We start from the raw sequence: 19,915 nt of genomic DNA, 5'->3' as shown, positions 1-19,915 counted from the left end.
GTTCCATCTCTGTCAAAACACGTGAGGGCTCGGAGGGGAGAAACCCCTCCGAGCCCTGTCCGCGTTGTCAGTTACTTCTGCGGCTTGTCCGAAACGGTGATCGCGCCCGAGATGATCTGGGCCTTGTACCCGTCCAGGACGTCCTTGATGTCGTCGACCTTGCCACCGGAGGTGGCGTAACCGACGCCGTCGACCTTGAGGTCGAACCGCTTCGGCAGGGTCGTCAGGTCACCCTTGGCGACAGCCTGGATGTAGGAGAACACCGCGACGTCGACGCGCTTGAGCATGGACGTGATGATGACGTCCTTGTCGGCCGCGACGGTCTTCTGGTTGTACTGGTCGGAGTCGACGCCGATGGCCAGCGCGTTGCCCGACTTGGCGGCGTCGAAGACACCCTTACCGGAGGCGCCGGCGGCGTGGTAGATGACGTCCGCGCCCTTGGCGATCTCGGCCTGCGCCTTCGCGTTGCCCTTCGGCGGGTCCTGGAACCCGGAGAAGTCACCGGCCGGCGTGAGGTACTCGTCCTCGATCTTGATCTTGCTGGAAACGGTCTTCGCGCCCTGCAGGAAGCCGGCCTCGAACTTCTGGATCAGCGGGGTGTTGACACCGCCGACGAAGCCGACGTGGCAGCTCTTGCTCTTGTACGCGGCGGCGACGCCGGCCAGGAACGAGCCCTGCTCCTCGGCGAACACCAGCGGCGTCACGTTGGGGAGCGTGATCGAGTCGTCGTCGACGATCGCGAACTTGGTGTTCGGGTACTTGGCCGCGACGGCCTTGACGGAGTCGGCGTAGGCGAAGCCGACCGCGACGATCGGGTTGAGGCCCTGCGAAGCCATCTGCTCGAGGCGCTGCTGCTTGGCCGACTCGGCCTCGCTGGCGGACGCGGTGCTCTCGTTGACCGTCGTCACGCCCAGGTCGGACTTGGCCTTGTCGGTACCCGCGGCGGCGGCGTCGTTGAAGGACGCGTCACCCCGGCCGCCGACGTCGAAGGCCAGGCCGATCTTCAGCTGGCTGCCGTCGACCTTGCCGGTGGCGGCGGTGCTGCTGGAGGCGACGGCGGGCGCCGCGGGCGGCTTCTGCGCGGTGACGCAGTCCGAACCGCCCGACGAAGGCGCGGCACTGTTGTTACTGCTGCCACCGCTCGAGTCCTTGGCGCACCCGGCCAGGGTGAGCACCCCGGCCATGGCCACGGCGGCCAGCGCGGTTCCACGCATGCGACGCAACGTGTGTCTCCCTCCCCGCTGATCCAGCGGATGGTCAAGGGCGCGTCCCGGCCCAACTGCCGGGTCGACCGCCAGACCGTACCCAACGGACAGGAAAGCGCCATAGGAAAGGCACGCTACGTAACACAAACGTTTACTCACGAGTCGCACGCGCGACGAGATGTACACCCAACGTGATCACCAGACCCACCGCGAGTCGCTTTCGGTGGCTTCTCGACGCCTTCACGGCGCCCGGGACGGCCAAAATGCCACCGATTGTCACGGAACGTGCCGAAGGTGGGTGCCGGTCGCGTCGGGTTGTCCACACCGTTCGGCGGTTGTGGACAAGTCTCTCGGTGCCGGCCGTTCCAGGCCTTGCTGTCGGGGGGCGCCGATAGACTGGACTGGGGACGTCCCCCCGGAGAGGGTGGGGGACGGGGTTCGGCCGGAAGCGATTCGCGGGGGCGAGGGCAGCGGCTGGAGGCGGCTGGAGGCGGCCGCTCGGAGCGAGCGCAGCACCCGGCGCTGGGGTCGCCAGGACGCGAGCGGGGCGCTCTCCGGAACGAGCGTGAGCCGGACACCGACCGGGCGAGCGTGAGCCTCGCACCCACGCACTCCCCGGCACCCGGCACTCCCCGGGCGCGTGCGCAAGCGGGGCATCCTCCGGAACACCCATGAGCCGGACATCGGCCGGAGCGAGCCCGGCACCCGGCACCCGGCACCCGGCACCCGGCACCCGGCACCCGGCACCCGGCACCCGGCACCCGGCACCCGGACGAGGGTCCGCCAGGCGGGCGAACGGCGCGCCACCCGTGCACTCAGCGTCCACAGTGGACCCCCATTGGCTGTGACGGCGCCCACATCGCGACGCGTGCGCCGCAGGTAGAGCCGATACCCGCTGCGGCGCCCCGAAAGCCGTCACCCGTGTGCTCCAGACCACACCTCCGGGTGGCCCTGGCACCACTCCGGTGTCTGGTCCATCACAGAGGGGAACCCGGAGGTGAGCCGTCCGTCCGAGGCGGGTCTAGCATCCTTGGCATCCACGCTCGATGACCCTTGATCTCGGCATTGCCGCCGTAGTTCGTCCCCAGTGGACCAGCGACGATCAGTGCGGACCTCACCGGTCACCCGGGCACAAGTCAGACGTTGGAGGCCGTTCACCGATGTCCACCACGGCGAGCACTGCCACTGAGGCAGGGGCGAGCGATCGGGCGGGTGCCTCACGCCGGCAGGGGACCTTCTACCGGGGCGACCCCGGCATGTGGTCCTGGGTGCTGCACCGCATCACCGGCGTGCTCACATTCTTCTTCCTGTTCGTGCACGTGCTCGACACCGCGCTGGTGCGCGTGTCGCCGAACACGTACGACCAGGTCATCGAGACGTACAAGACCCCGATCGTCAACCTCCTCGAGGTGGGCCTGGTCGGCGCGGTGCTGTTCCACGCGCTCAACGGCATCCGCGTCATGCTCGTCGACTTCTGGTCGAAGGGTCCGAAGCTGCAGAAGGCGATGCTGTGGGTGATCGGCGTGGTCTGGGTCGTCGTGATGGTCCCCGGTGCGTTCTTCATGCTGAAGCGCACCGTCGAAACGCTCTTCGGGGGTAACTGACATGGCCGACCTCGCCCTCGCGAACCCCCGCGCGCCGAAGCGTCCCGCCGCCCGCCGCAGCAACTTCGAGCTCTACAGCTGGCTGTTCATGCGGATCTCCGGCCTGGCGTTGATCATCCTGGTGCTCGGCCACCTGCTGATCATGAACATCCTCGACGGCGGTGTGCACCGGATCAACTGGGGCTTCGTCGCCGGCCGCTGGGCGTCCCCGTTCTGGCAGTTCTGGGACCTGGCGATGCTCTGGCTCGCCGAGATCCACGGCGGCAACGGGCTGCGCACCATCATCGACGACTACGCCCGCAAGGACAGCACGCGGTTCTGGCTGAAGATCCTGCTGTACGTGTCCATGGTCCTGATCCTGGCCGTCGGCACCATGGTGATCTTCACGTTCGACCCGAACATGCCCGCGAACTGAAGCCCGGAGAGCTCCCACCATGCAGTTCCACAAGTACGACGTGGTGATCGTCGGCGCCGGCGGCGCCGGGATGCGCGCGGCCATCGAGTCCGGCCAGCGCACCCGTACGGCGGTCCTCACCAAGCTCTACCCGACCCGGTCCCACACCGGCGCGGCCCAGGGCGGCATGTGCGCCGCGCTGGCGAACGTCGAAGAGGACAACTGGGAGTGGCACACCTTCGACACGATCAAGGGCGGCGACTACCTGGTCGACCAGGACGCCGCGGAGATCATGGCGAAGGAGGCCATCGACGCGGTCCTCGACCTCGAGAAGATGGGCCTGCCGTTCAACCGCACGCCCGAGGGCAAGATCGACCAGCGCCGCTTCGGCGGGCACACCCGTGACCACGGCAAGGCCGCGGTCCGCCGCGCCTGCTACGCCGCGGACCGCACCGGCCACATGATCCTGCAGACGCTTTACCAAAACTGCGTCAAGTACGGCACGGAGTTCTTCAACGAGTTCTACGTGCTCGACCTCGTCACCAGCCCGGACGAGGAAGGCAACCCGGTCGCGTCCGGCGTCGTCGCCTACGAGCTGGCCACCGGCGAGCTGCACGTCTTCCAGGCGAAGTCGATCGTGATGGCCACCGGCGGCGCGGGCAAGATCTTCAAGACGACGTCGAACGCGCACACCCTCACCGGTGACGGCCTCGGCATCATCTTCCGCAAGGGCCTGCCGCTGGAGGACATGGAGTTCTTCCAGTTCCACCCGACCGGCCTCGCGGGCCTGGGCATCCTGATCTCCGAAGCCGTCCGCGGCGAGGGCGGGATCCTGCGCAACGCCGACGGCGAGCGGTTCATGGAGCGCTACGCCCCCACCATCAAGGACCTCGCGCCGCGCGACATCGTCGCCCGCTCGATGGTGCAGGAAGTGCTGCAAGGCCGCGGGTGCGGGCCGAACAAGGACTACGTCGTCCTGGACGTCACGCACATCCCCGAGGAGACGCTGAACGCGAAGCTCCCGGACATCATGGAGTTCTCCCGGACCTACCTGGGCGTCGACCCGGTCAAGGAGCCGGTGCCGGTGTTCCCGACCTGCCACTACGTGATGGGCGGCATCCCGACCAACATCCACGGCGAAGCGCTGCGGGACAACGAGAACGTCATCCCCGGCCTGTACGCCGCGGGCGAGGTCGCGTGCGTGTCCGTGCACGGCTCGAACCGCCTGGGCACGAACTCGCTGCTGGACATCAACGTGTTCGGCCGCCGCGCCGGCATCGCGGCCGCGGAGTACGCGCTGGCGCACGAGCACGTCGAGCTGCCGGAGAACCCGACCACGATGGTCGAGGAACAGCTGGCGGGCCTGCTGTCGGAGCACGGCGACGAGCGCGTCGCCGACATCCGCAAGGAAATGCAGCAGACGATGGACTCGCACGCGTCGGTGTACCGGACCGAGGACACGCTGAAGCAGGCGCTGACCGACATCCAGGCGCTGAAGGCGCGGTACGAGCGGATCACCGTGTCGGACAAGGGCAAGCGGTACAACACCGACCTGCTCGAGGCCGTCGAGCTGGGCTTCCTGCTGGAGCTGGCCGAGGTGCTGATCGTCGGCGCGATCGCGCGCAAGGAGTCCCGCGGCGGCCACGCCCGCGAGGACTACCCGACCCGCGACGACACGAACTTCATGCGGCACACCATGGCGTACAAGCAGGGTTCCGATCTTGCTTCCGACATCCGGCTCGACTACAAGCCGGTTACCTTCACCCGCTACGAACCGATGGAGCGGAAGTACTGATGACTGCCATTGCCGAAGCTCCTTCGTCTTCCGCGTCCGACGAGCACACCCCGATCACGGTCACGCTGAAGATCCTGCGGTTCAACCCGGAGGTCGACACCGAGCCGCACTGGGAGTCGTACGAGGTCCCGGCGCAGCGCACCGACCGCCTGCTGAACCTGCTGTTCCACGTCAAGGACTACATCGACGGCACGTTCTCGTTCCGCCGCTCGTGCGCCCACGGCGTGTGTGGCTCCGACGCGATGCAGATCAACGGCATCAACCGGCTGGCCTGCAAGGTCCTGATGAAGGACCTGCTGGCCAAGGACGGCAAGCCGACGACGATCACGATCGCCCCGATCAAGGGCCTGACGACGTTGAAGGACCTGTACGTCGACATGGACCCGTTCTTCGAGGCGTACCGCGCGATCAAGCCGTACCTGATCACGTACGGCAACGAGCCGACGCGCGAGCGCATCCAGTCCCAGGCGGACCGCGACCGCTTCGACGACACCACGAAGTGCATCCTCTGCGCGTGCTGCACGTCGTCGTGCCCGGTGTACTGGAACGACGGCTCGTACTTCGGCCCCGCGGCGATCGTCAACGCCCACCGCTTCATCTTCGACTCCCGCGACGAGGGGGCGGAGGAGCGTCTGGACATCCTGAACGACGGCGAGGGTGTGTGGCGCTGCCGCACAACGTTCAACTGCACGGACGCCTGCCCCCGAGGCATCCAGGTGACAAAGGCGATCCAGGAAGTAAAGCGAGCCCTCCTCTTCAAACGCGTCTGAGTTTCTGCCGCGGCTTTAAAGCCGTGAAGGCCTCCTTACCGGCTCTTATGGCCGGGAAGGAGGCCTTCACGGCTTTCGGCAGTTATCCACAGGGGGCGGGTTATCCACAGGTCGTGGCAGTGGGGCTGGTCGGTTAGGGCACCGCGGTTACACGATGTGTGGCATGCCGAAACGAGGACGGTGGGAACTTCACCCGGAGCTGCTGCGCGAGCGGAGCCGCGACGGCGTTGTGCGTGTCACGGACCTGGAAGCTGCCGGCATCGACAGCAAGACCGCCTACCGCAAATGCCTTCCCGGGGGCCAATGGCGAAGGCTGCTGCCTGGCGTAGTCCAGCTGCACAACCACGATCCGACCACGGATCAGCGTGCGACGGCGGCCTTGCTTTACGCCGGGGCGGGCGCGCAGATCACCGGTGTGGAATCCTGCCGGCGCCAAGGCATGCGGCAGGCTCAGCTGCCCGCCACCCACGACCTGCATCTGCTGATTCCCCATGAGCGCAAGATTCGGAGCACCGACTTCGTCACCGTCGAACGCACGCTCCGGCTGCCGACACCGACTGTCAGGAACGAATTCCCGCTGGCGCCGCTGACCCGCGCCACCACTGATGTGCTTCGCCGGCTCTACGACGACGAGACGTGTACTCAGGTACTGATCGAAGCAATCCAACGCGGACGCTGCACGCCGGAGATGCTGCTCCGGGAGTTGAACAACGGCAGTCAGCGAGGAACAGCGATCCCGCGGCGGCTCCTGATGGAATGGACAACCGTCCGTTCCATGGCCGAAGCCCACGCGAAGCGGTTGAGCAGTCGACTGGTGAATCCGCCCAGCCATTGGAACGTCGATGTCCACGACGCGGCAGGCAGGTACGTCGCCTGCCCTGACGGCTGGTGGGACGACGTGGGCCTCGCATGGGAGATCGACTCGTTCGAGTTTCACTTCGCGCGCGGCGACTACGCCCGCACGCTTGACCGGAACACCCGATACGCGGCAGCCGGCATCCCAGTCGTCCAGACGCTGCCGTCCGAACTGACCCACAACCCGGCAGGCGTGCTCGCGAAACTGGAAGCCGCCCACCTCGCCGCCAAGGCCCGCCCACGACCGGCCGTGCACCTGACCCGCGTCGCCTGAAAGCCGTGAAGGCCTCCTTACCGGCTCTTATGGCCGGTAAGGAGGCCTTCACGGCTTTAGAACTAGCGGACTGCGTCCAGGGCGTTTACCTGGCCGTGGCCGTAGTAGGAGTTGTCGCGCGTCGGGCCGGAGCAGGTTGCTTCGGCTGTCGGGCAGGCCACCGGGTCTGCCTCGCCCGTCAGGAACCGGGACAGCAGCTGCGGCGGGATGCCCCGGAACCGGGACGCCAGCAGCGCCGCGACGCCCGCCGCGTGTGGGGACGCCATCGAGGTGCCGCACTTCGAGCCGTACTGGCCGCCGAAGACCGTTGATGACAGCGGGCACGCCGGGCCGGCACCGGCGGGCGGGGTCTGGGCGAAGTCGCCACCCGGGGCCGTTACGTCGATCTCGCCGTAGTTGCTGAACGACGACTTCGTGCCCGCGTAGCCCACCGAGGACACCGTCACTACCCCGTCGATCGCCTTGGGCAGGATGCCGCACGACGAATCCACCGGGTGGGGGCGGTTCGGGTCCGTGGTCTGCGTTGTCGTGTCGAAGCCCGAGTTGCCCGCCGCCGAGATGTTCAGGACTCCGTGGTGCGTCGAGTAGGTGATCGCGCGGCGGACCGCTTCGTACGCCGCCGCGTCGCCCGGCTCGCGGGAGCAGAAGAACATGCCCGGGTCGATGTAGTAGCTGTTGTTCGTCACCGGGAAGCCGTGCTTCGCCGCCCAGACGAAGCCGCAGACCGCGGACTCCGGGAAGATGTAGCCGTCGTCGTTGACGACCTTCACCGACGCCAGACGAACACCCGGCGCGATGCCCGTGAAGCCCGCCGCCGGGTCCTTGCCCGCGATCGTGCCCGCGACGTGCGTTCCGTGGTCGGACGTCGTCGGCGCCCACGACGCCGGCGTCAGGTCCGGCGCTCCCGTGATGCAGCCCGCCGACTCCGACGGGGAAATCGCAGCGCGAAGGGCCGGGTGCGTGGCGTCGATGCCCGAGTCCAGGACGCCGACCGTCACCGCGCGGCTGCCCTGGTACTTCTTGTTCGCCTCCGGCGCGTGGATCGCCTTCATGTCCCACTGCTGCGCCGACAGGTCACCCGCGGCGGCCACCGACTGGGTGTCCTCCAGCGTCCGGACCGCGCCGAGAGACGACCGGGCCGCACCGGCGGAAGCGACGTCCTTGCCGCCCGAGTAGGCCCGGTAGACGCCGATCTTCTGCTGGAAGTCCGCGTTGCGCGAGCTGGCGATCGCGACGCCGATCTCGCCGTAGTACGCCACCTTCGTGCCGCACTTCGCGGCCAGCTCCTTGTCGACGGCCGACGCGCGGGTGCCCGGCTGGTAGGTCACGACGTACGTGTAGGCCGTGCTCGTGGTGTCGCAGGCGACCGGGGCGGCCTCGGCGGCCGGCGCGGCGGCCAGCAGGCCACCTCCGACGACCAGCGCCAGCGGAGCCGCCATTCGGCGTAAACGGGACATTCCACCTCCATGTTCGGTGGCGTCAACCTAAACCGAGGGGCAACCGGGCGCCACCGACCAAAGTCAGGAGGCGACAGTCAGGAGGCGACAGTCAGGAGGCGACGCGAGCCGCACGCACGCCGCGCCAGCCCAGCACCCCGATGAGCGTGCCCAGCACGAACGACACGACCGTCAGCACGGCGTGCACGACGAAGTACGCGGTCGGCGAGCCGTCCGGCGTCCAGGACTGGTCGCTCGCCCAGAGGTTCTTGGCGAAGGTGATCCAGATGATCCACGACCACACGCCGAAGGCCAGCAGGAACAGCGAGGTGCGCTTGGAAATCCGCATGCCCCTGAGTATGCGCGGGCCGCGGCGACGCTAGATTGCGTGGGTGCACTCCGTCGCCTCCCGGTCGCTCAAGGTCTTCACGACGACGCTCACCGCCGGTCTCCTGGCCATGGGCACGCCGGTCCTCGCGGCCGCCGCGCCGCCGCAAGGAGCGCAGTGCGCGAACCACCAAGCGCCGCCGCCCGCGGTCGACACGTCGGAGCGGCCCGCGCCGGGCCGGGCGGCGCCCGCGGCGCTGCCGGTGCCCAGCGTGCCCGTCGGCGGCCCGCGGCTGGCCGAGTGCGGCCTCGTCACCCCGGACGGCGCGCTCAACCCGCCGGACGGCAACACCGCCGCGTCCTGGGTGCTGCAGGACCTCGACACCGGCGCGATCATCGCGGCGAAGGACCCGCACGCCCGGCAGCGGCCGGCGTCGCTGATCAAGACGCTGCTCGCGCTCGTCGTCGTCACCCAGCTCAAGCCCGAGCAGGTGCTCGTCGCGACGAAGGAGGACGCCGAGCAGGAGTGCACCTGCGTCGGCATCGTCGCCGGCGGCGGCTACACCGTCGACCAGCTGCTCCACGGCCTGCTGATGCACTCGGGCAACGACGTCGCGCACGCGTTCGCCACGGCGCTCGGCGGGGTCGACTCCACCGTCACGAAGATGAACGCGATGGCCGTCCGCATCGGCGCCCTCGACACCCGCGCCGCGACGCCGTCGGGGCTCGACGGGCCGGGCATGTCGACCTCGGCCTACGACCTGAGCCTGATCTTCCACTACGCGATGAAGCAGCCGGAGTTCGCGAAGGCCGTCGCGACCAAGGACTTCGAGATCCCGCCGGCCGGCGGCAAGCCGGCCATCCCGGTGTACAACGACAACAAGCTGCTCGGCGTCTACCCGGGCTTCCTCGGCGGCAAGACCGGATTCACCGACGACGCCCGCCACACCTACGTCGGCGCGGCGCAGCAGCAGGGCAAGCGGCTCGCCGTCGTCATGCTGCGCGCCGAACAGAAGCCGACCAAGGTCGTCGACCAGGCGGGCAAGCTGCTCGACTACGGCTTCGCGCTGGAGGCCGACCACGCCGAGCCGGTCGGCCGGATCACCTACCAGCCGCCCGCGACGCCCGAGAGCGGCGAGCCGTCGATCCTGCCCGACGGCAGCACCGCGACCAACAGCGGGACGTCCACTTCGGCGGCCGCCAAGGACGACCCGTTCGGCGTCACCGGCTGGATCATCACGCTGGTGGTGTTCCTGATCATCGTCGGCGCGTTCGTGGTCGGGCACCAGCGCAAGAAGGCCGCGGGGAGCTAGCGGAACGCGGGCCCGGGCTCCGGGGTCACCTTGTCGGTGGCGATCGCGCCGCCGCAGTGCCCGCAGGCGACGTACGTCTCGGCGATCTCGCCGCAGTCGTTGTGCCGCAACAGGATCGGCGGCCCGTCCGGCCCGGCGAGGTGCTTGTCGCCCCACTGCATGAGCGTGACGACGGCGCCGAAGAGGTCACGGCCGGCCTGCGTCAGGTGGTACTCCGGCCGGTCCGGAACTTCCTCGACGCGCTCCAGCACACCCGCCTCGGCCATCGTCTTGAGCCGCGCGGACAACGTCGGCCGCGGGATGGACAGGTTGCGCGCGAACTCGCCGTAGCGCCGGACGCCGAAGAACGACTCGCGCAGGATGAGCAGGCTCCACCGCTCCCCGACCAGGTCGAGCGCCCGGCCGACCGAGTCCGCCGTGAACCGGTGCCGGAGGTCGGTCACAGCGCCAGCACCAGCTTGCCGGTGTTCTCGCCGCGGAACAGCTTGAGCAGCGTCTCCGGGAACTTCGCGATCCCGCCCGTGACGACGTCTTCGCGCGTCTTCAGCTTGCCCTCGCGCACCCAACCCGCCAGCGCTTCGATCGCCTCGGGGTACCGGTCGGCGTAGTCGGAGAAGACGAAGCCGGTCATGGACGCGCGCTGCACCAGCAGCTGCATGTAGTTGGCCGGGCCGCGCGGGCCTTCGGTGCTGTTGTACTGCGAAACCGCGCCGCTCAGCACGATCCGGGCGCCGCGCGCGAGCCGGGCGAGGGCCGCTTCGAGGACGGCGCCGCCGACGTTGTCGAAGAAGACGTCGATCCCGTCGGGCGCGTGCTCCTTCAGGTCCGCGCGGAGGTTCCCGGCGCGGTGGTCGACGGCGGCGTCGAAGCCGTACTCCTCGACCAGCGTGCGGCACTTGTCCGGGCCACCCGCGATGCCGACGACGCGGCAGCCGTGGATCTTCGCCAGCTGGCCGGTGACGATGCCGACCGACCCGGCCGCCGCCGACACCACGACGGTCTGGCCCGGCTCCGGGCGGCCGACGTCGAAGAGCCCGAAGTACGCGGTGATGCCGCTGATCCCGAGCGTCCCGAGGAACGTCGGCGCCGGGGCGAGGGACGTGTCGACGACCTGGACGCCCTGGCCGTCCGAGACGGCGAAGTTCTGCACGCCGAACGTGCCGAACACGCTCTGCCCGGGCTTGAACCCGGCGTGGTTCGACTCGACGACCGTGCCGATCCCGGCGGCGCGCATGACCTCGCCGATCCCGACCGGCGGCACGTACGAGCGGCCCGGGTTCATCCAGGTGCGCATGGCCGGGTCGAGCGACAGGTACTGGACCTCGACGAGGAACCGGCCGTCACCGGGCGACGGGACGGCGTCCTCGGTGTACTGCCAGTCGTCGTCCTTCGGCAGGCCGGACGGCCGGGCGGCGAGGCGGTACTGGGCGTTGACGGGCACGGGGCTCCTCAGAACTGTTCGGTGCGGGCCGGCACGCCCAGCAGCAGCTTGCCGGACAGCTCGAAGCTGGCCGGGTTGACCTGGAAGTGCGCGGTGGCCGTGTGCGCGTCGCGGAACCGGCGTTGCAGCGGTGACGTCTCGTAGATCGCCGCGCCGCCGGCGAGGTCGTACATGCTGTCGGCGACCTTCGCGGCCGTGAGCGTGGTGTGCGTCGCGGCGAGTCTGAGGCCGAGCTTGAGCCGGTCCGGGACCGGGTCGGTGCCCTGCGCGGCCTGCCAGGCGTCGTCGATGCCGGTGTAGAACAACAATCGCGCCGCGCGCAGGGCGGCTTCCGCCTCCGCGACGGCGGCCTGGGTCTGCGACCGCTCGGCCAGCGACCGGCTGGAGCCGAGCGGCTTGCGCGTCGAAGCCAGCTCGACCAGGTCGTCGATCGCGCCGCGCGCGTTGCCCAGCGCGGCCGCGGCGACGGACAGCGCGAAGAAACCGAAGAGCGGGAACCGGTGCAGCGCAACGGCTTCCTCCGGCGGGCCGCCCAGCACCGAGAAGACGCGGTGCTCCGGGACGAACAGGTCGTCGGCCACGCAGTCGTGGCTGCCGGTGCCCCGCAGGCCGTTGGTGTGCCAGGTGTCGAGCACTTCGATCTCGGTCTTCGGCAACGCGGCGACGTACAGCGCGCTCTCGTGCACAAAACCCGCGAAAAGCCAGTCGCAGTGCGGGATTCCGCTGCAGAACGGCCAGCGGCCGGAGACGACGTACCCGCCGTCGACTCTTCGGCCGGTCCCGCGCGGCGCCCAGACGCCCGCGGCGACCGTCCGGGGGTCGCCGAAGACCTCCTCGGCGCACTTCCGCGGCGCGTAGGCCGAGAGCAGGCTGCTCGTCACGGCGATCGAGACGCACCAGCCGGCCGACGCGTCACCGCGCGCGACCGTCTCCGCCGTCTCCAGGCTGACGGCGGGCGGCGCTTCGGGGCCGCCGAGGTGACCGGGGACGCCGCTGCGCAGGAGCCCGCCGTCGGTCAGCTTCGCGACCAGCTCGGCCGGCAGCGCGCGCTGCCGCTCGGTTACCGGCGCGAGCGTCTTGGCGAGCGCGGCGCACTCGCGGGCGGCGTCCAGCATGAAACCTCCGGTTCAGAATTCTTACCGGTTCAGTTTCTTTACCGCACGGGTCGCTGTCAAGACTTGCGACGGCCGCCCAGCCACGCGAGCAGCGCCCCGGCGCCGAACGCCCCCGCGACGGTGCCGAGCCCCGGCCCGCGCTGCACGGTGACGCTCTGCTCGAGCCGCACCGGCGCCGGCGGCTGGACGATCTTGTGCTGGTTCTCCTTCGCCGTCGCCGTCCACGCCGTGATGAGCAGGAGGAAGCGCGAGACGAGGTTCGCGAACACGAGCAGCCCGATGACCGGCCCGAACAGCGCGGCCGACGGCGACTTCGTGACGCTCGCCAGGTAGATCGAGCCGACCTGCTGCAGGATGACGAACCCGATGGCGGCGACCACGGCGCCCTTGACGGCGCTGCGCAGCGCGACCTGCTCCCGCGGCAGCCGCGCGATCACCCAGAGGAACACGAGGGTGTTGGCGGCCAGGCCGAGCACGATCGTCGCGGCCCGCAGCAGGTAGATCGCCCAGGTCTGGTGTTCGAGCCCGACGAGGTCGAGCAGGAACTGCCCGACACCGCCGCCGACCGCGGTCAGCGCGAACGAGACGATGAGCGCGACCCCGAGGCCGATGAGCGCGACCAGGTCCTTGAGCGTCTGCTTGACGACCGGCTGCGACTGCTTCTCCTGGCCCCACTGCGCGGTGAGCGCGTCGCGCAGGTTCGACATCCAGCCGATGCCGGAGTAGAGGGCGATGAGCAGGCCGAAGATCCCGATCCCGCCGCCGGAATCCAGCGCGCCCTTGACGATGCCGTTGACGAGCTCCTTGAGGCCGTCCGGCACGGAGCTGTTGATGCCGTCGGTGATCTTCGTGATGATCGTCTGGTCGTGGTTGACGACCAGCCCGACCACGGCGAACGCCACCATGAACAGCGGGAACACCGACAGGACGCTGAAGTAGGTGATGGCGGCCGCGTAGTGGTTGCCGTACCGCTCGCTGAAGGCCTCGTTCGCCCGGATCAGGTGATCGAGCCACGGGTACTTCCGCCGCAGCCGCGGCAGGAGCTTTTCCTTCGTTTCTTCGTTCGCCACCGTGAAACGCTAACCACGCCGGGTGACTCCCGCAACGCGAGCGGCCTACGTGAGGGAGGCGAGAAGGGCCTGGTAGGTCCGATCTTGATCACCGGCGGCCGCCGGGACGACCGTGATTCCGGGCCGCTGCGCGCAGAACTCGATCACGGCGTCGTACGCGGCGCTCACCTGCCGCTCGGTGAGACGGGCGGCCGACTCGATCTCCGACGAGCCCCGCTCGGCGACTCTTCGCACGACCTCGTCGCGACCGGGCAGCAGCAGGATCTCGTGGAACCTCGCACCCGTCTGGCGGGCCAGCGCTTCGAGGCGTTCGGCGAACTCCGGCCGGGCCAGCAGCTGCGGCACGACGACGTCGTGACCGGCGGCGAGGTGTGTCCGGGCGGCGGCTACCGCGAGGTCCCGGGCCAGCAGACCCGCCGGACCCGGCGACTCGCGCCAGCCGCCGATCAGCGCGCGGACGCGGTCGACGTCCAGGGCCAGCGCCGGCGGGTGGTCGTCGGCGTAGCGCCGGGCGAGCGTCGACTTGCCGCTGCCCGGCGGGCCGTTGAGCAGGATGAGCTTCACCGCACCGGCGGCAGGAACCCGATCCGCTGGTACGTCTTGGCCAGCGTCTTCGAGGCCACCTCACGAGCGCGTTCCGCGCCCGCGGCGAGGACCTTGTCCAGCTCGGTCACATCGTCCAAATAGGACTTGACCCGGTCCTGGATCGGCGTCACCCACTCGACGAAGACCTCGCCGAGGTCCTTCTTCAGGTCGCCGTAACCCTTGCCCTCGTAAGCGGCTTCGAGGTCCGGGATCGTGCGCTCGGCGAGCGCCGAGAAGATCGTCAGCAGGTTCGAGACACCCGCCTTGTTCTCGGCGTCGAACACGACCTCGCGGCCGGTGTCGGTGACCGCCGAGCGGATCTTCTTCGCCGAGCGCTTCGGGTCTTCGAGCAGCTCGACGAGACCGTTCGCGGCGGACGCCGACTTGCTCATCTTGCTCGTCGGGTCCTGCAGGTCGTAGATCTTGGCCGTGTCCTTGATGATGTACGGCTCGGGCACGACGAACGTCTTGCCCAGCCGGTTGTTGAAGCGCTGCGCGAGGTCGCGCGTCAGCTCCAGGTGCTGGCGCTGGTCCTCGCCGACCGGGACCGCGTCCGCCTGGTAGAGCAGGATGTCCGCGGCCTGCAGGATCGGGTAGGTGAACAGGCCGACGCTGGAGCGGTCGGAGCCCTGCTTCGCGGACTTGTCCTTGAACTGCGTCATCCGGCCGGCCTCGCCGAACCCGGTCTGGCACTCCATGACCCAGCTCAGCTGGGCGTGCTCCGGCACGTGGCTCTGCACGAACAGGGCGCTGCGCTGCGGGTCGATGCCGATGGCGAGCAGCTGCGCGGCCGAGACGCGGGTGCGCTGGCGCAGCACCTTCGGGTCCTGCTCGACGGTGATCGCGTGCAGGTCGACCACGCAGTAGAACGGCTCGTGCGTGTCCTGCAGCCGCACCCACTGGCGCAGCGCGCCGAGGTAGTTGCCGAGGTGGAACGAGTCGGCGGTCGGCTGGATCCCGGACAGGACCCGCGGACGGCGGGCGGCTGCGATCTGCTCTTCGGACACACTGGAATTCTTTCAGGCCGCGACGCGCCGACGGCGTCGAGGGGCCTCAGGCGTGCGGGTGCGGGGCCAGGAACGGGCGCGTCGGACCGGTGTCGGGCTCGGACAGGACGGCCTCCGCCAGCGCCGTCACCGGACCCGTGACCTCCGGGACGACCGGAACGGCCTCGACGATCTCGGCGGTGGAGCGGGTCTTGCGGCGCTGGCGCAGCACACCCAGCGTCATGCCGACGATGCCGAGCGCGACGGCGACCAGGCCGACCGGGCCCAGCACACCGAAGCTGTCGGTGTTGGTGTCGGCCTGCGCGGTCGTGACGTCGGCCAGCGCGACCCCACCGGCGGCCAACAGGCCGGCCGGGACGAGGGCGAGGACCGCGACGGCGCGGAACCCGCGCAGCGTGGACCGCATCAGGAGATGACCTGGGTTGCGCACCGGAGTGCCTCCCGCGAGTGACGAGCGAAACGCTCACCCAAATGAGTGAGACGCTGCGTGCTACTGGTCAAAAAACTACCGAGCGTGTCAAGGCCTGAAGACCCGCTCGACTCGGGGGCCGAGACTAGCGCCCATCTCGTACCACGATCCGGGCACCCCCAGGGTTCACAGCGATCACCCGAACGGTGTTGCGGAAGACGGAACGCTCATACCCAGAGTAGAAGCTGACCGATCGTTGTCCGGCCGTTGGTCACCCGTTCATCGCAACATCACCTCACGTTCTGCCGTTTGTCGCAGTTCACACTGCTCCGATCGCGGCCTCTTCGCCCCGACCCCGTTTCACTCGATGGTGATTGGTCTATACCTCTTCACGTAACTCCGAAAGAAATTCTGTGACAACCGGGGCTCCGCCCCGGGCCGGGGGCTCCGCCACCCGGGCCCCCGAAATCCGCCAGCTTGGTCGGACCGCGCACGACCGGCATGACCAGAGGAGTCCCAGCATGTCGATCCCACGGTTCCTGAAGCTCGCCGGAGTGGCGGTGAGCGCACTCGCCGCCACCGCCGCGGCCGTCGTGCTCCCCACCGCGACCGCGTCCGCCGCACCGGCCACTTCGGACGCCGCGTTCGTGGTCAGCGAGGCCCAGTTCGACCAGATCTTCCCGGGCCGCAACAGCTTCTACACCTACAGCGGCCTGACGGCGGCGCTCGACGCGTACCCCGGCTTCGCGAACACCGGTGACGACACCGTGAAGAAGCAGGAAGCGGCCGCGTTCCTGGCCAACGTCAACCACGAGACCGGCGGTCTCGTCTACGTCGTCGAGCAGAACACCGCGAACTACCCGCACTACTGCGACACCAGCCAGTCCTACGGCTGCCCGGCGGGCACCGCGGCCTACTACGGCCGCGGCCCGATCCAGCTGAGCTGGAACTTCAACTACAAGGCCGCGGGCGACTCGCTCGGCATCGACCTGCTGAACAACCCGTACCTGGTCGAACAGGACGCGGCCGTCGCGTGGAAGACCGGCCTCTGGTACTGGAACACGCAGACCGGCCCGGGCACGATGACGCCGCACGACGCGATGGTGAACCAGCGCGGCTTCGGCGAGACCATCCGCAGCATCAACGGGTCCATCGAGTGCAACGGCGGCAACCCGGCGCAGGTCCAGAGCCGGGTCGACAAGTACACGCAGATCACCGGGATCCTCGGCGTGCCGACGGGTGACAACCTGTCCTGCTGACCTCCTCCGGCGCGGCGAACAGGGCCTTCCCCCGCGGGGAGGCCCTGTTCGCGTTCACGGGGTGTCGTACTCCCGCAGCAGCTTGCGCAGGACGTCGTCGAGCAGGCCGAGTTCCTTGCCCCGCAACGAAGAGAGCAGCTCGGTGACGTTCGCGGTGTGCTCGGTCATCGCCGCGTCGACGACCTCGAAACCTTTGTCCGTCAGGCGGATGCGGAAACTGCGGCGGTCGTTCGGGTCGAGCGTGCGCTCGACGAATCCGGCGGCTTCGAGCCGGTCGAGGCGGCTCGTCATGCCGGCGCGGGACATCATCAGCGTCGCGGACAGCTCCGACGGGATCAGGGTGTAGGGCTTCCCGGAGCGGCGCAGCGCGGCCAGGACGTCGAACTCCCCGCGTTGCAGGCCGAACTTGCCGAAGACGCGCTCCTGCGCCGGGCCGAGCACGAGGCTCAGCCGGCTGAGCCGGCCGGCGACGCCGATGGCGGTCAGGTCGAGTTCGGGCCGTTCGCGGGCCCACGCCGACACCACGGCGTCGACGGCGTCTTCGTCAGTCACGCGGGCAGTCTATTCGCTCCCAGATAGTTTGACAGCGAACTATCAGCCGTGGAACCATCTCCGGCATGACAACCTTGCTGGTACGCCACGACGAAGCCGAGCAGCTCGGCACCACGCCCGACACGATGACGCTGCTGGCCGACGTCTCCCGGACGGACGGGCACCTGAGCACCAACCGCGCGTCGCTGGGCCGCGGGCGCGACGGCGCGACGCCGCACTTCCACACGGCGTCGGCGGAGATGTTCTTCATGCTCGACGGGGAGCTGGAGGTCCTTCAGGACGATGAGGTGGTGACCGTGCGGACGGGCGACATGCTGTTCGTGCCGCCGCACACGACGCACGCCTTCGGCGCGTCTTCGCGGTCCGGCGCGGACGTGCTGATCGTGTTCACGCCCGGCGTCGAGCGGTTCGAGTACTTCCGGATGATCGACCGCATCCGGCGCGGCGAGGCGTCACCGGCGGAGATCCTGGCGTCGCAGGAGCGGTTCGACAACCACTTCGTGGACAGCGAAACCTGGCGCGCGGCCCGCGCGGCCTAGATGTCGTAGGTGGCGGTGACGGGCGCGTGGTCGGACCAGCGCTGGTCGTAGGCGGCGGCGCGCTCGACGACGACGGACACGACCTTCTCGGCGAGCCCGGGGGTGGCGAGCTGGCAGTCGATGCGCCAGCCGGAGTCGTTGTCGAAGGCCTGGCCGCGGTAGGACCACCAGGTGTAGGGCCCGGGGCCTGCGGGATCGAGGCGCCGCTGGACGTCGGCGTAGCCGGCCTCGGTGTAGACGCGGCCGAGCCACTCACGTTCCTCGGGCAGGAAACCGGAGCTCTTGCGGTTGCCGCGCCAGTTCTTGAGATCGGCGTTGTCGTAGGCGATGTTCCAGTCCCCGACGACGACGACCTCCCGCCCATCCGCGGCGGCCTTGGCCCGCAGCTCGACGAGGTAGGGCAGGAACGCGGCCATGAAGCGTTCCTTTTCGTCCTGGCGCTCGGTACCGACGTCCCCGCTGGGCAGGTAGAGACTCGCGACGACAACCTTCGGCAGGTGGACCTCGAGGTACCGCCCGCTGTCCTCGAACTCGGGCTCCCCGAAACCGACGCGGACCGCATCGGGCTCCACGCGGCTGTAGACGGCGACACCGTTGCGCCCCTTCGCGGCGGAGGGAGCGTGCGCCGCGAACCAGCCATCGGGGTCGACGACGTCCGCGGGAAGCTGCTCCGCGGTGGCACGCACCTCCTGGCAGGCGACAACGTCGGCCTTGGTGGCGGCAAGCCACTCGACGAAGCCCTTTTTGGCGGCGGCGCGAAGGCCGTTGACGTTCACGGTGGAGACGGTCAGCACGAACAGCACGCTACCGGCCGGGGTGCGGGTGGTTGCGGCGCCGGGTCGGGTGTGCGGTGTTTCGCGGCCTGACGCGGCGTCGGCGGTCGCGGGCATGGCGGCCTTCGGGCGCGCGCCGTGTTCCGGGCGGCGAAATCAGGGCGAGGGACACGACCGCTCTGTCAGACTGCGGGCATGAGCCGGCTGACGGTGCTCGGCAGTTGCGGGGCGTTCCCGGAGGCCGGGCGGGCGTGCACCGGGTTCCTGCTCGAACACGATGGATTCCGCGTCGTGCTGGACCTCGGGTACGGCGCCGCCTCGCGGTTGTTCGCGCACAGCCGGGACCGGCTGCCCGACGCCGTCGTCGTGACGCACGAACACCCCGACCACTGCGCGGATGTGAGCGCGCTCGGTCGAGCCTGGCACTTCACCGTCCAGGATCGGTCGCCCGGCCGGCCGCGGCTGCCGTTGCACTGCACGCCCGGCACCGTCCGGCGGCTCGAAGCGCTGGAGCCGCGCCCGGACCCGAGCGAGCTGTTCGAGGTGCACGACCTCGGCGAGCCGACGACGCTCGGACCGTTCCGGCTCACGACGTTCGCGCTGCCGCACCACCTGCCGAGCTTCGGCGTGCGGCTCACCGCGCCCGGGCTGACGGTGGCGTACACCGGCGACACGGGCCCGTCGCCGGTGCTGGCGGACCTGGGCCGCGACGCGGACCTGCTCGTCAGCGACGCCACCCACCGGACGCCACCCGACGGCCCCCGCTTCCTGCTGACCGCGGCGGAGGCCGGCCACTGGGCAGCAGCCGCCGGCGCCCGACGGCTCCTGCTCACCCATTTCTGGCCGGGCACCGACCGAGTCGCGGCGGCAGCCGAGGCCGGCGCCGAGTTCGACGGGGAAGTGCTGGTCGCGGAGGAGGATCTCACCGTCGTGCTCTGACCCCCGTCAGGCACGGTCCCCGGGCTCGATCCTCCCCCGGACGACCTACGCGAGCACCCCGCGCTCCCCAGCTCGGTGTGCCGCCATTCCCGGCCGCCGCTCAGCCGGCTCATGCGCCCGCGAAACTCCCCCTGGAGACTCCGCGGCCGCCGCCGCCGCTGTGGCGCACCCAATCACCCAGCCAACCCCTCCTCCCTCGGCAATCCCCTCGCCGACCTGCGGTTTCCGATGGGGTCAGTTCTAACACCCACCA

21 protein-coding genes are annotated in these 19,915 nt (G+C 69.5%); 9 read left to right on the top strand and 12 right to left on the bottom strand.

The window, feature by feature from the left end; translation table 11 throughout:
• Positions 1 to 71 precede the first annotated feature (71 nt).
• On the bottom strand, positions 72 to 1,214 hold the full coding sequence (locus tag OHS58_RS41745) for a BMP family lipoprotein (protein WP_247060759.1): 1,143 nt from the start codon (positions 1,212 to 1,214) through the stop codon (positions 72 to 74).
• A 1,151-nt stretch (positions 1,215 to 2,365) separates the two neighbouring features.
• Here OHS58_RS41745 and sdhC point away from each other — a divergent pair.
• From sdhC to OHS58_RS41720, 5 genes are all read left to right on the top strand, one after another.
• Positions 2,366 to 2,809: a succinate dehydrogenase, cytochrome b556 subunit gene (gene sdhC / locus OHS58_RS41740; RefSeq protein ID WP_086861784.1), complete on the top strand. Its 444-nt coding sequence runs from the start codon at positions 2,366 to 2,368 to the stop codon at positions 2,807 to 2,809.
• A gap of 1 nt (position 2,810) precedes the next feature.
• Positions 2,811 to 3,224: a succinate dehydrogenase hydrophobic membrane anchor subunit gene (locus OHS58_RS41735; protein WP_247060758.1), complete on the top strand. Its 414-nt coding sequence runs from the start codon at positions 2,811 to 2,813 to the stop codon at positions 3,222 to 3,224.
• 19 nt (positions 3,225 to 3,243) lie between these two features.
• Positions 3,244 to 4,998, top strand: coding sequence for a succinate dehydrogenase flavoprotein subunit (gene sdhA / locus OHS58_RS41730; RefSeq protein ID WP_326946129.1), 1,755 nt, complete (start codon positions 3,244 to 3,246; stop codon positions 4,996 to 4,998).
• Positions 4,998 to 5,768 carry a succinate dehydrogenase iron-sulfur subunit gene (locus tag OHS58_RS41725; RefSeq protein ID WP_247060754.1) on the top strand — a complete coding sequence of 257 codons (771 nt, stop codon included), beginning with the start codon at positions 4,998 to 5,000 and terminating at the stop codon, positions 5,766 to 5,768. Before sdhA ends, OHS58_RS41725 begins: the two co-directional genes overlap by 1 nt.
• Positions 5,769 to 5,931: 163 nt before the next feature.
• A complete protein-coding gene (locus tag OHS58_RS41720) occupies positions 5,932 to 6,897 on the top strand; it encodes a hypothetical protein (protein ID WP_328645967.1) in 966 nt (321 codons plus the stop codon).
• A gap of 62 nt (positions 6,898 to 6,959) precedes the next feature.
• Here the strand turns inward: OHS58_RS41720 and OHS58_RS41715 are convergent, their stop codons facing one another.
• A complete protein-coding gene (locus OHS58_RS41715; RefSeq protein ID WP_326955993.1) occupies positions 6,960 to 8,354 on the bottom strand; it encodes a S8 family peptidase in 1,395 nt (464 codons plus the stop codon).
• Positions 8,355 to 8,445: 91 nt separating this feature from the next.
• Positions 8,446 to 8,682, bottom strand: coding sequence for an SCO4848 family membrane protein (locus tag OHS58_RS41710; RefSeq protein WP_247060748.1), 237 nt, complete (start codon positions 8,680 to 8,682; stop codon positions 8,446 to 8,448).
• A 43-nt stretch (positions 8,683 to 8,725) separates the two neighbouring features.
• On the opposite strand from OHS58_RS41710, the gene OHS58_RS41705 reads away from it, so the two are divergent.
• Positions 8,726 to 9,973 (top strand): D-alanyl-D-alanine carboxypeptidase family protein, encoded by a 1,248-nt coding sequence (locus OHS58_RS41705; RefSeq protein WP_328645966.1) that lies wholly within the window; start codon positions 8,726 to 8,728, stop codon positions 9,971 to 9,973.
• On the opposite strand, the gene OHS58_RS41700 is transcribed toward OHS58_RS41705, so the two are convergent.
• Genes OHS58_RS41700 through OHS58_RS41670 form a run of 7 tightly spaced genes read right to left on the bottom strand, consistent with a single transcriptional unit; the run spans position 9,970 to position 15,597 of the window.
• On the bottom strand, positions 9,970 to 10,416 hold the full coding sequence (locus OHS58_RS41700; RefSeq protein ID WP_328645965.1) for a winged helix-turn-helix transcriptional regulator: 447 nt from the start codon (positions 10,414 to 10,416) through the stop codon (positions 9,970 to 9,972). The genes OHS58_RS41705 and OHS58_RS41700 overlap by 4 nt on opposite strands.
• Positions 10,413 to 11,414: an NADP-dependent oxidoreductase gene (locus tag OHS58_RS41695; protein WP_326955995.1), complete on the bottom strand. Its 1,002-nt coding sequence runs from the start codon at positions 11,412 to 11,414 to the stop codon at positions 10,413 to 10,415. The genes OHS58_RS41700 and OHS58_RS41695 overlap by 4 nt, the downstream gene beginning before the upstream one ends.
• A gap of 8 nt (positions 11,415 to 11,422) precedes the next feature.
• A complete protein-coding gene (locus OHS58_RS41690; protein WP_328645964.1) occupies positions 11,423 to 12,529 on the bottom strand; it encodes an acyl-CoA dehydrogenase family protein in 1,107 nt (368 codons plus the stop codon).
• A gap of 56 nt (positions 12,530 to 12,585) precedes the next feature.
• Positions 12,586 to 13,599, bottom strand: coding sequence for an inner membrane protein YhjD (yhjD, locus tag OHS58_RS41685; protein ID WP_326946123.1), 1,014 nt, complete (start codon positions 13,597 to 13,599; stop codon positions 12,586 to 12,588).
• 45 nt (positions 13,600 to 13,644) lie between these two features.
• Positions 13,645 to 14,163, bottom strand: a complete 519-nt coding sequence (locus OHS58_RS41680; RefSeq protein WP_328645963.1) for an ATP-binding protein — start codon at positions 14,161 to 14,163, stop codon at positions 13,645 to 13,647.
• On the bottom strand, positions 14,160 to 15,191 hold the full coding sequence (trpS, locus tag OHS58_RS41675; protein WP_247060740.1) for a tryptophan--tRNA ligase: 1,032 nt from the start codon (positions 15,189 to 15,191) through the stop codon (positions 14,160 to 14,162). The genes OHS58_RS41680 and trpS overlap by 4 nt, the downstream gene beginning before the upstream one ends.
• Before the next feature lie 46 nt (positions 15,192 to 15,237).
• Positions 15,238 to 15,597 carry a hypothetical protein gene (locus tag OHS58_RS41670; RefSeq protein ID WP_326946121.1) on the bottom strand — a complete coding sequence of 120 codons (360 nt, stop codon included), beginning with the start codon at positions 15,595 to 15,597 and terminating at the stop codon, positions 15,238 to 15,240.
• A 524-nt stretch (positions 15,598 to 16,121) separates the two neighbouring features.
• On the opposite strand from OHS58_RS41670, the gene OHS58_RS41665 reads away from it, so the two are divergent.
• Positions 16,122 to 16,859 carry a chitinase gene (locus tag OHS58_RS41665; RefSeq protein ID WP_326946120.1) on the top strand — a complete coding sequence of 246 codons (738 nt, stop codon included), beginning with the start codon at positions 16,122 to 16,124 and terminating at the stop codon, positions 16,857 to 16,859.
• Between the two features lie 54 nt (positions 16,860 to 16,913).
• Here OHS58_RS41665 and OHS58_RS41660 read toward each other — a convergent pair whose 3' ends face one another.
• Positions 16,914 to 17,411, bottom strand: coding sequence for a MarR family winged helix-turn-helix transcriptional regulator (locus tag OHS58_RS41660; RefSeq protein ID WP_326955999.1), 498 nt, complete (start codon positions 17,409 to 17,411; stop codon positions 16,914 to 16,916).
• Positions 17,412 to 17,476: 65 nt separating this feature from the next.
• On the opposite strand from OHS58_RS41660, the gene OHS58_RS41655 reads away from it, so the two are divergent.
• Entirely contained in the window at positions 17,477 to 17,950 is a 474-nt protein-coding gene (locus OHS58_RS41655; RefSeq protein WP_326956000.1) for a cupin domain-containing protein, read from the top strand.
• On the opposite strand, the gene OHS58_RS41650 is transcribed toward OHS58_RS41655, so the two are convergent.
• Entirely contained in the window at positions 17,947 to 18,753 is an 807-nt protein-coding gene (locus OHS58_RS41650; RefSeq protein WP_328649939.1) for an exodeoxyribonuclease III, read from the bottom strand. The genes OHS58_RS41655 and OHS58_RS41650 overlap by 4 nt on opposite strands.
• Before the next feature lie 165 nt (positions 18,754 to 18,918).
• On the opposite strand from OHS58_RS41650, the gene OHS58_RS41645 reads away from it, so the two are divergent.
• Positions 18,919 to 19,662: an MBL fold metallo-hydrolase gene (locus tag OHS58_RS41645; protein ID WP_328645962.1), complete on the top strand. Its 744-nt coding sequence runs from the start codon at positions 18,919 to 18,921 to the stop codon at positions 19,660 to 19,662.
• Positions 19,663 to 19,915 lie beyond the last annotated feature (253 nt).

Source organism: Amycolatopsis sp. NBC_00348, assembly GCF_036114655.1.
Lineage (GTDB): Bacteria > Actinomycetota > Actinomycetes > Mycobacteriales > Pseudonocardiaceae > Amycolatopsis.
The sequence above is the reverse complement of the archived record's forward strand: the minus strand, read 5'-3'. Positions and strand labels throughout refer to the sequence as shown.

What these genes read in the sequence shown, in the direction of transcription:
- OHS58_RS41645 (WP_328645962.1), top strand. Translation starts at nt 18,919, where the DNA reads ATGAGCCGGCTGACGGTGCTCGGCAGTTGCGGGGCGTTCCCGGAGGCC.
- OHS58_RS41725 (WP_247060754.1), top strand. Translation starts at nt 4,998, where the DNA reads ATGACTGCCATTGCCGAAGCTCCTTCGTCTTCCGCGTCCGACGAGCAC.
- OHS58_RS41715 (WP_326955993.1), bottom strand. Translation starts at nt 8,354, where the DNA reads ATGTCCCGTTTACGCCGAATGGCGGCTCCGCTGGCGCTGGTCGTCGGA.
- OHS58_RS41710 (WP_247060748.1), bottom strand. Translation starts at nt 8,682, where the DNA reads ATGCGGATTTCCAAGCGCACCTCGCTGTTCCTGCTGGCCTTCGGCGTG.
- OHS58_RS41735 (WP_247060758.1), top strand. Translation starts at nt 2,811, where the DNA reads ATGGCCGACCTCGCCCTCGCGAACCCCCGCGCGCCGAAGCGTCCCGCC.
- OHS58_RS41745 (WP_247060759.1), bottom strand. Translation starts at nt 1,214, where the DNA reads ATGCGTGGAACCGCGCTGGCCGCCGTGGCCATGGCCGGGGTGCTCACC.
- OHS58_RS41720 (WP_328645967.1), top strand. Translation starts at nt 5,932, where the DNA reads ATGCCGAAACGAGGACGGTGGGAACTTCACCCGGAGCTGCTGCGCGAG.
- OHS58_RS41655 (WP_326956000.1), top strand. Translation starts at nt 17,477, where the DNA reads ATGACAACCTTGCTGGTACGCCACGACGAAGCCGAGCAGCTCGGCACC.
- sdhA (WP_326946129.1), top strand. Translation starts at nt 3,244, where the DNA reads ATGCAGTTCCACAAGTACGACGTGGTGATCGTCGGCGCCGGCGGCGCC.
- OHS58_RS41665 (WP_326946120.1), top strand. Translation starts at nt 16,122, where the DNA reads ATGTCGATCCCACGGTTCCTGAAGCTCGCCGGAGTGGCGGTGAGCGCA.
- OHS58_RS41670 (WP_326946121.1), bottom strand. Translation starts at nt 15,597, where the DNA reads ATGCGGTCCACGCTGCGCGGGTTCCGCGCCGTCGCGGTCCTCGCCCTC.
- OHS58_RS41690 (WP_328645964.1), bottom strand. Translation starts at nt 12,529, where the DNA reads ATGCTGGACGCCGCCCGCGAGTGCGCCGCGCTCGCCAAGACGCTCGCG.
- sdhC (WP_086861784.1), top strand. Translation starts at nt 2,366, where the DNA reads ATGTCCACCACGGCGAGCACTGCCACTGAGGCAGGGGCGAGCGATCGG.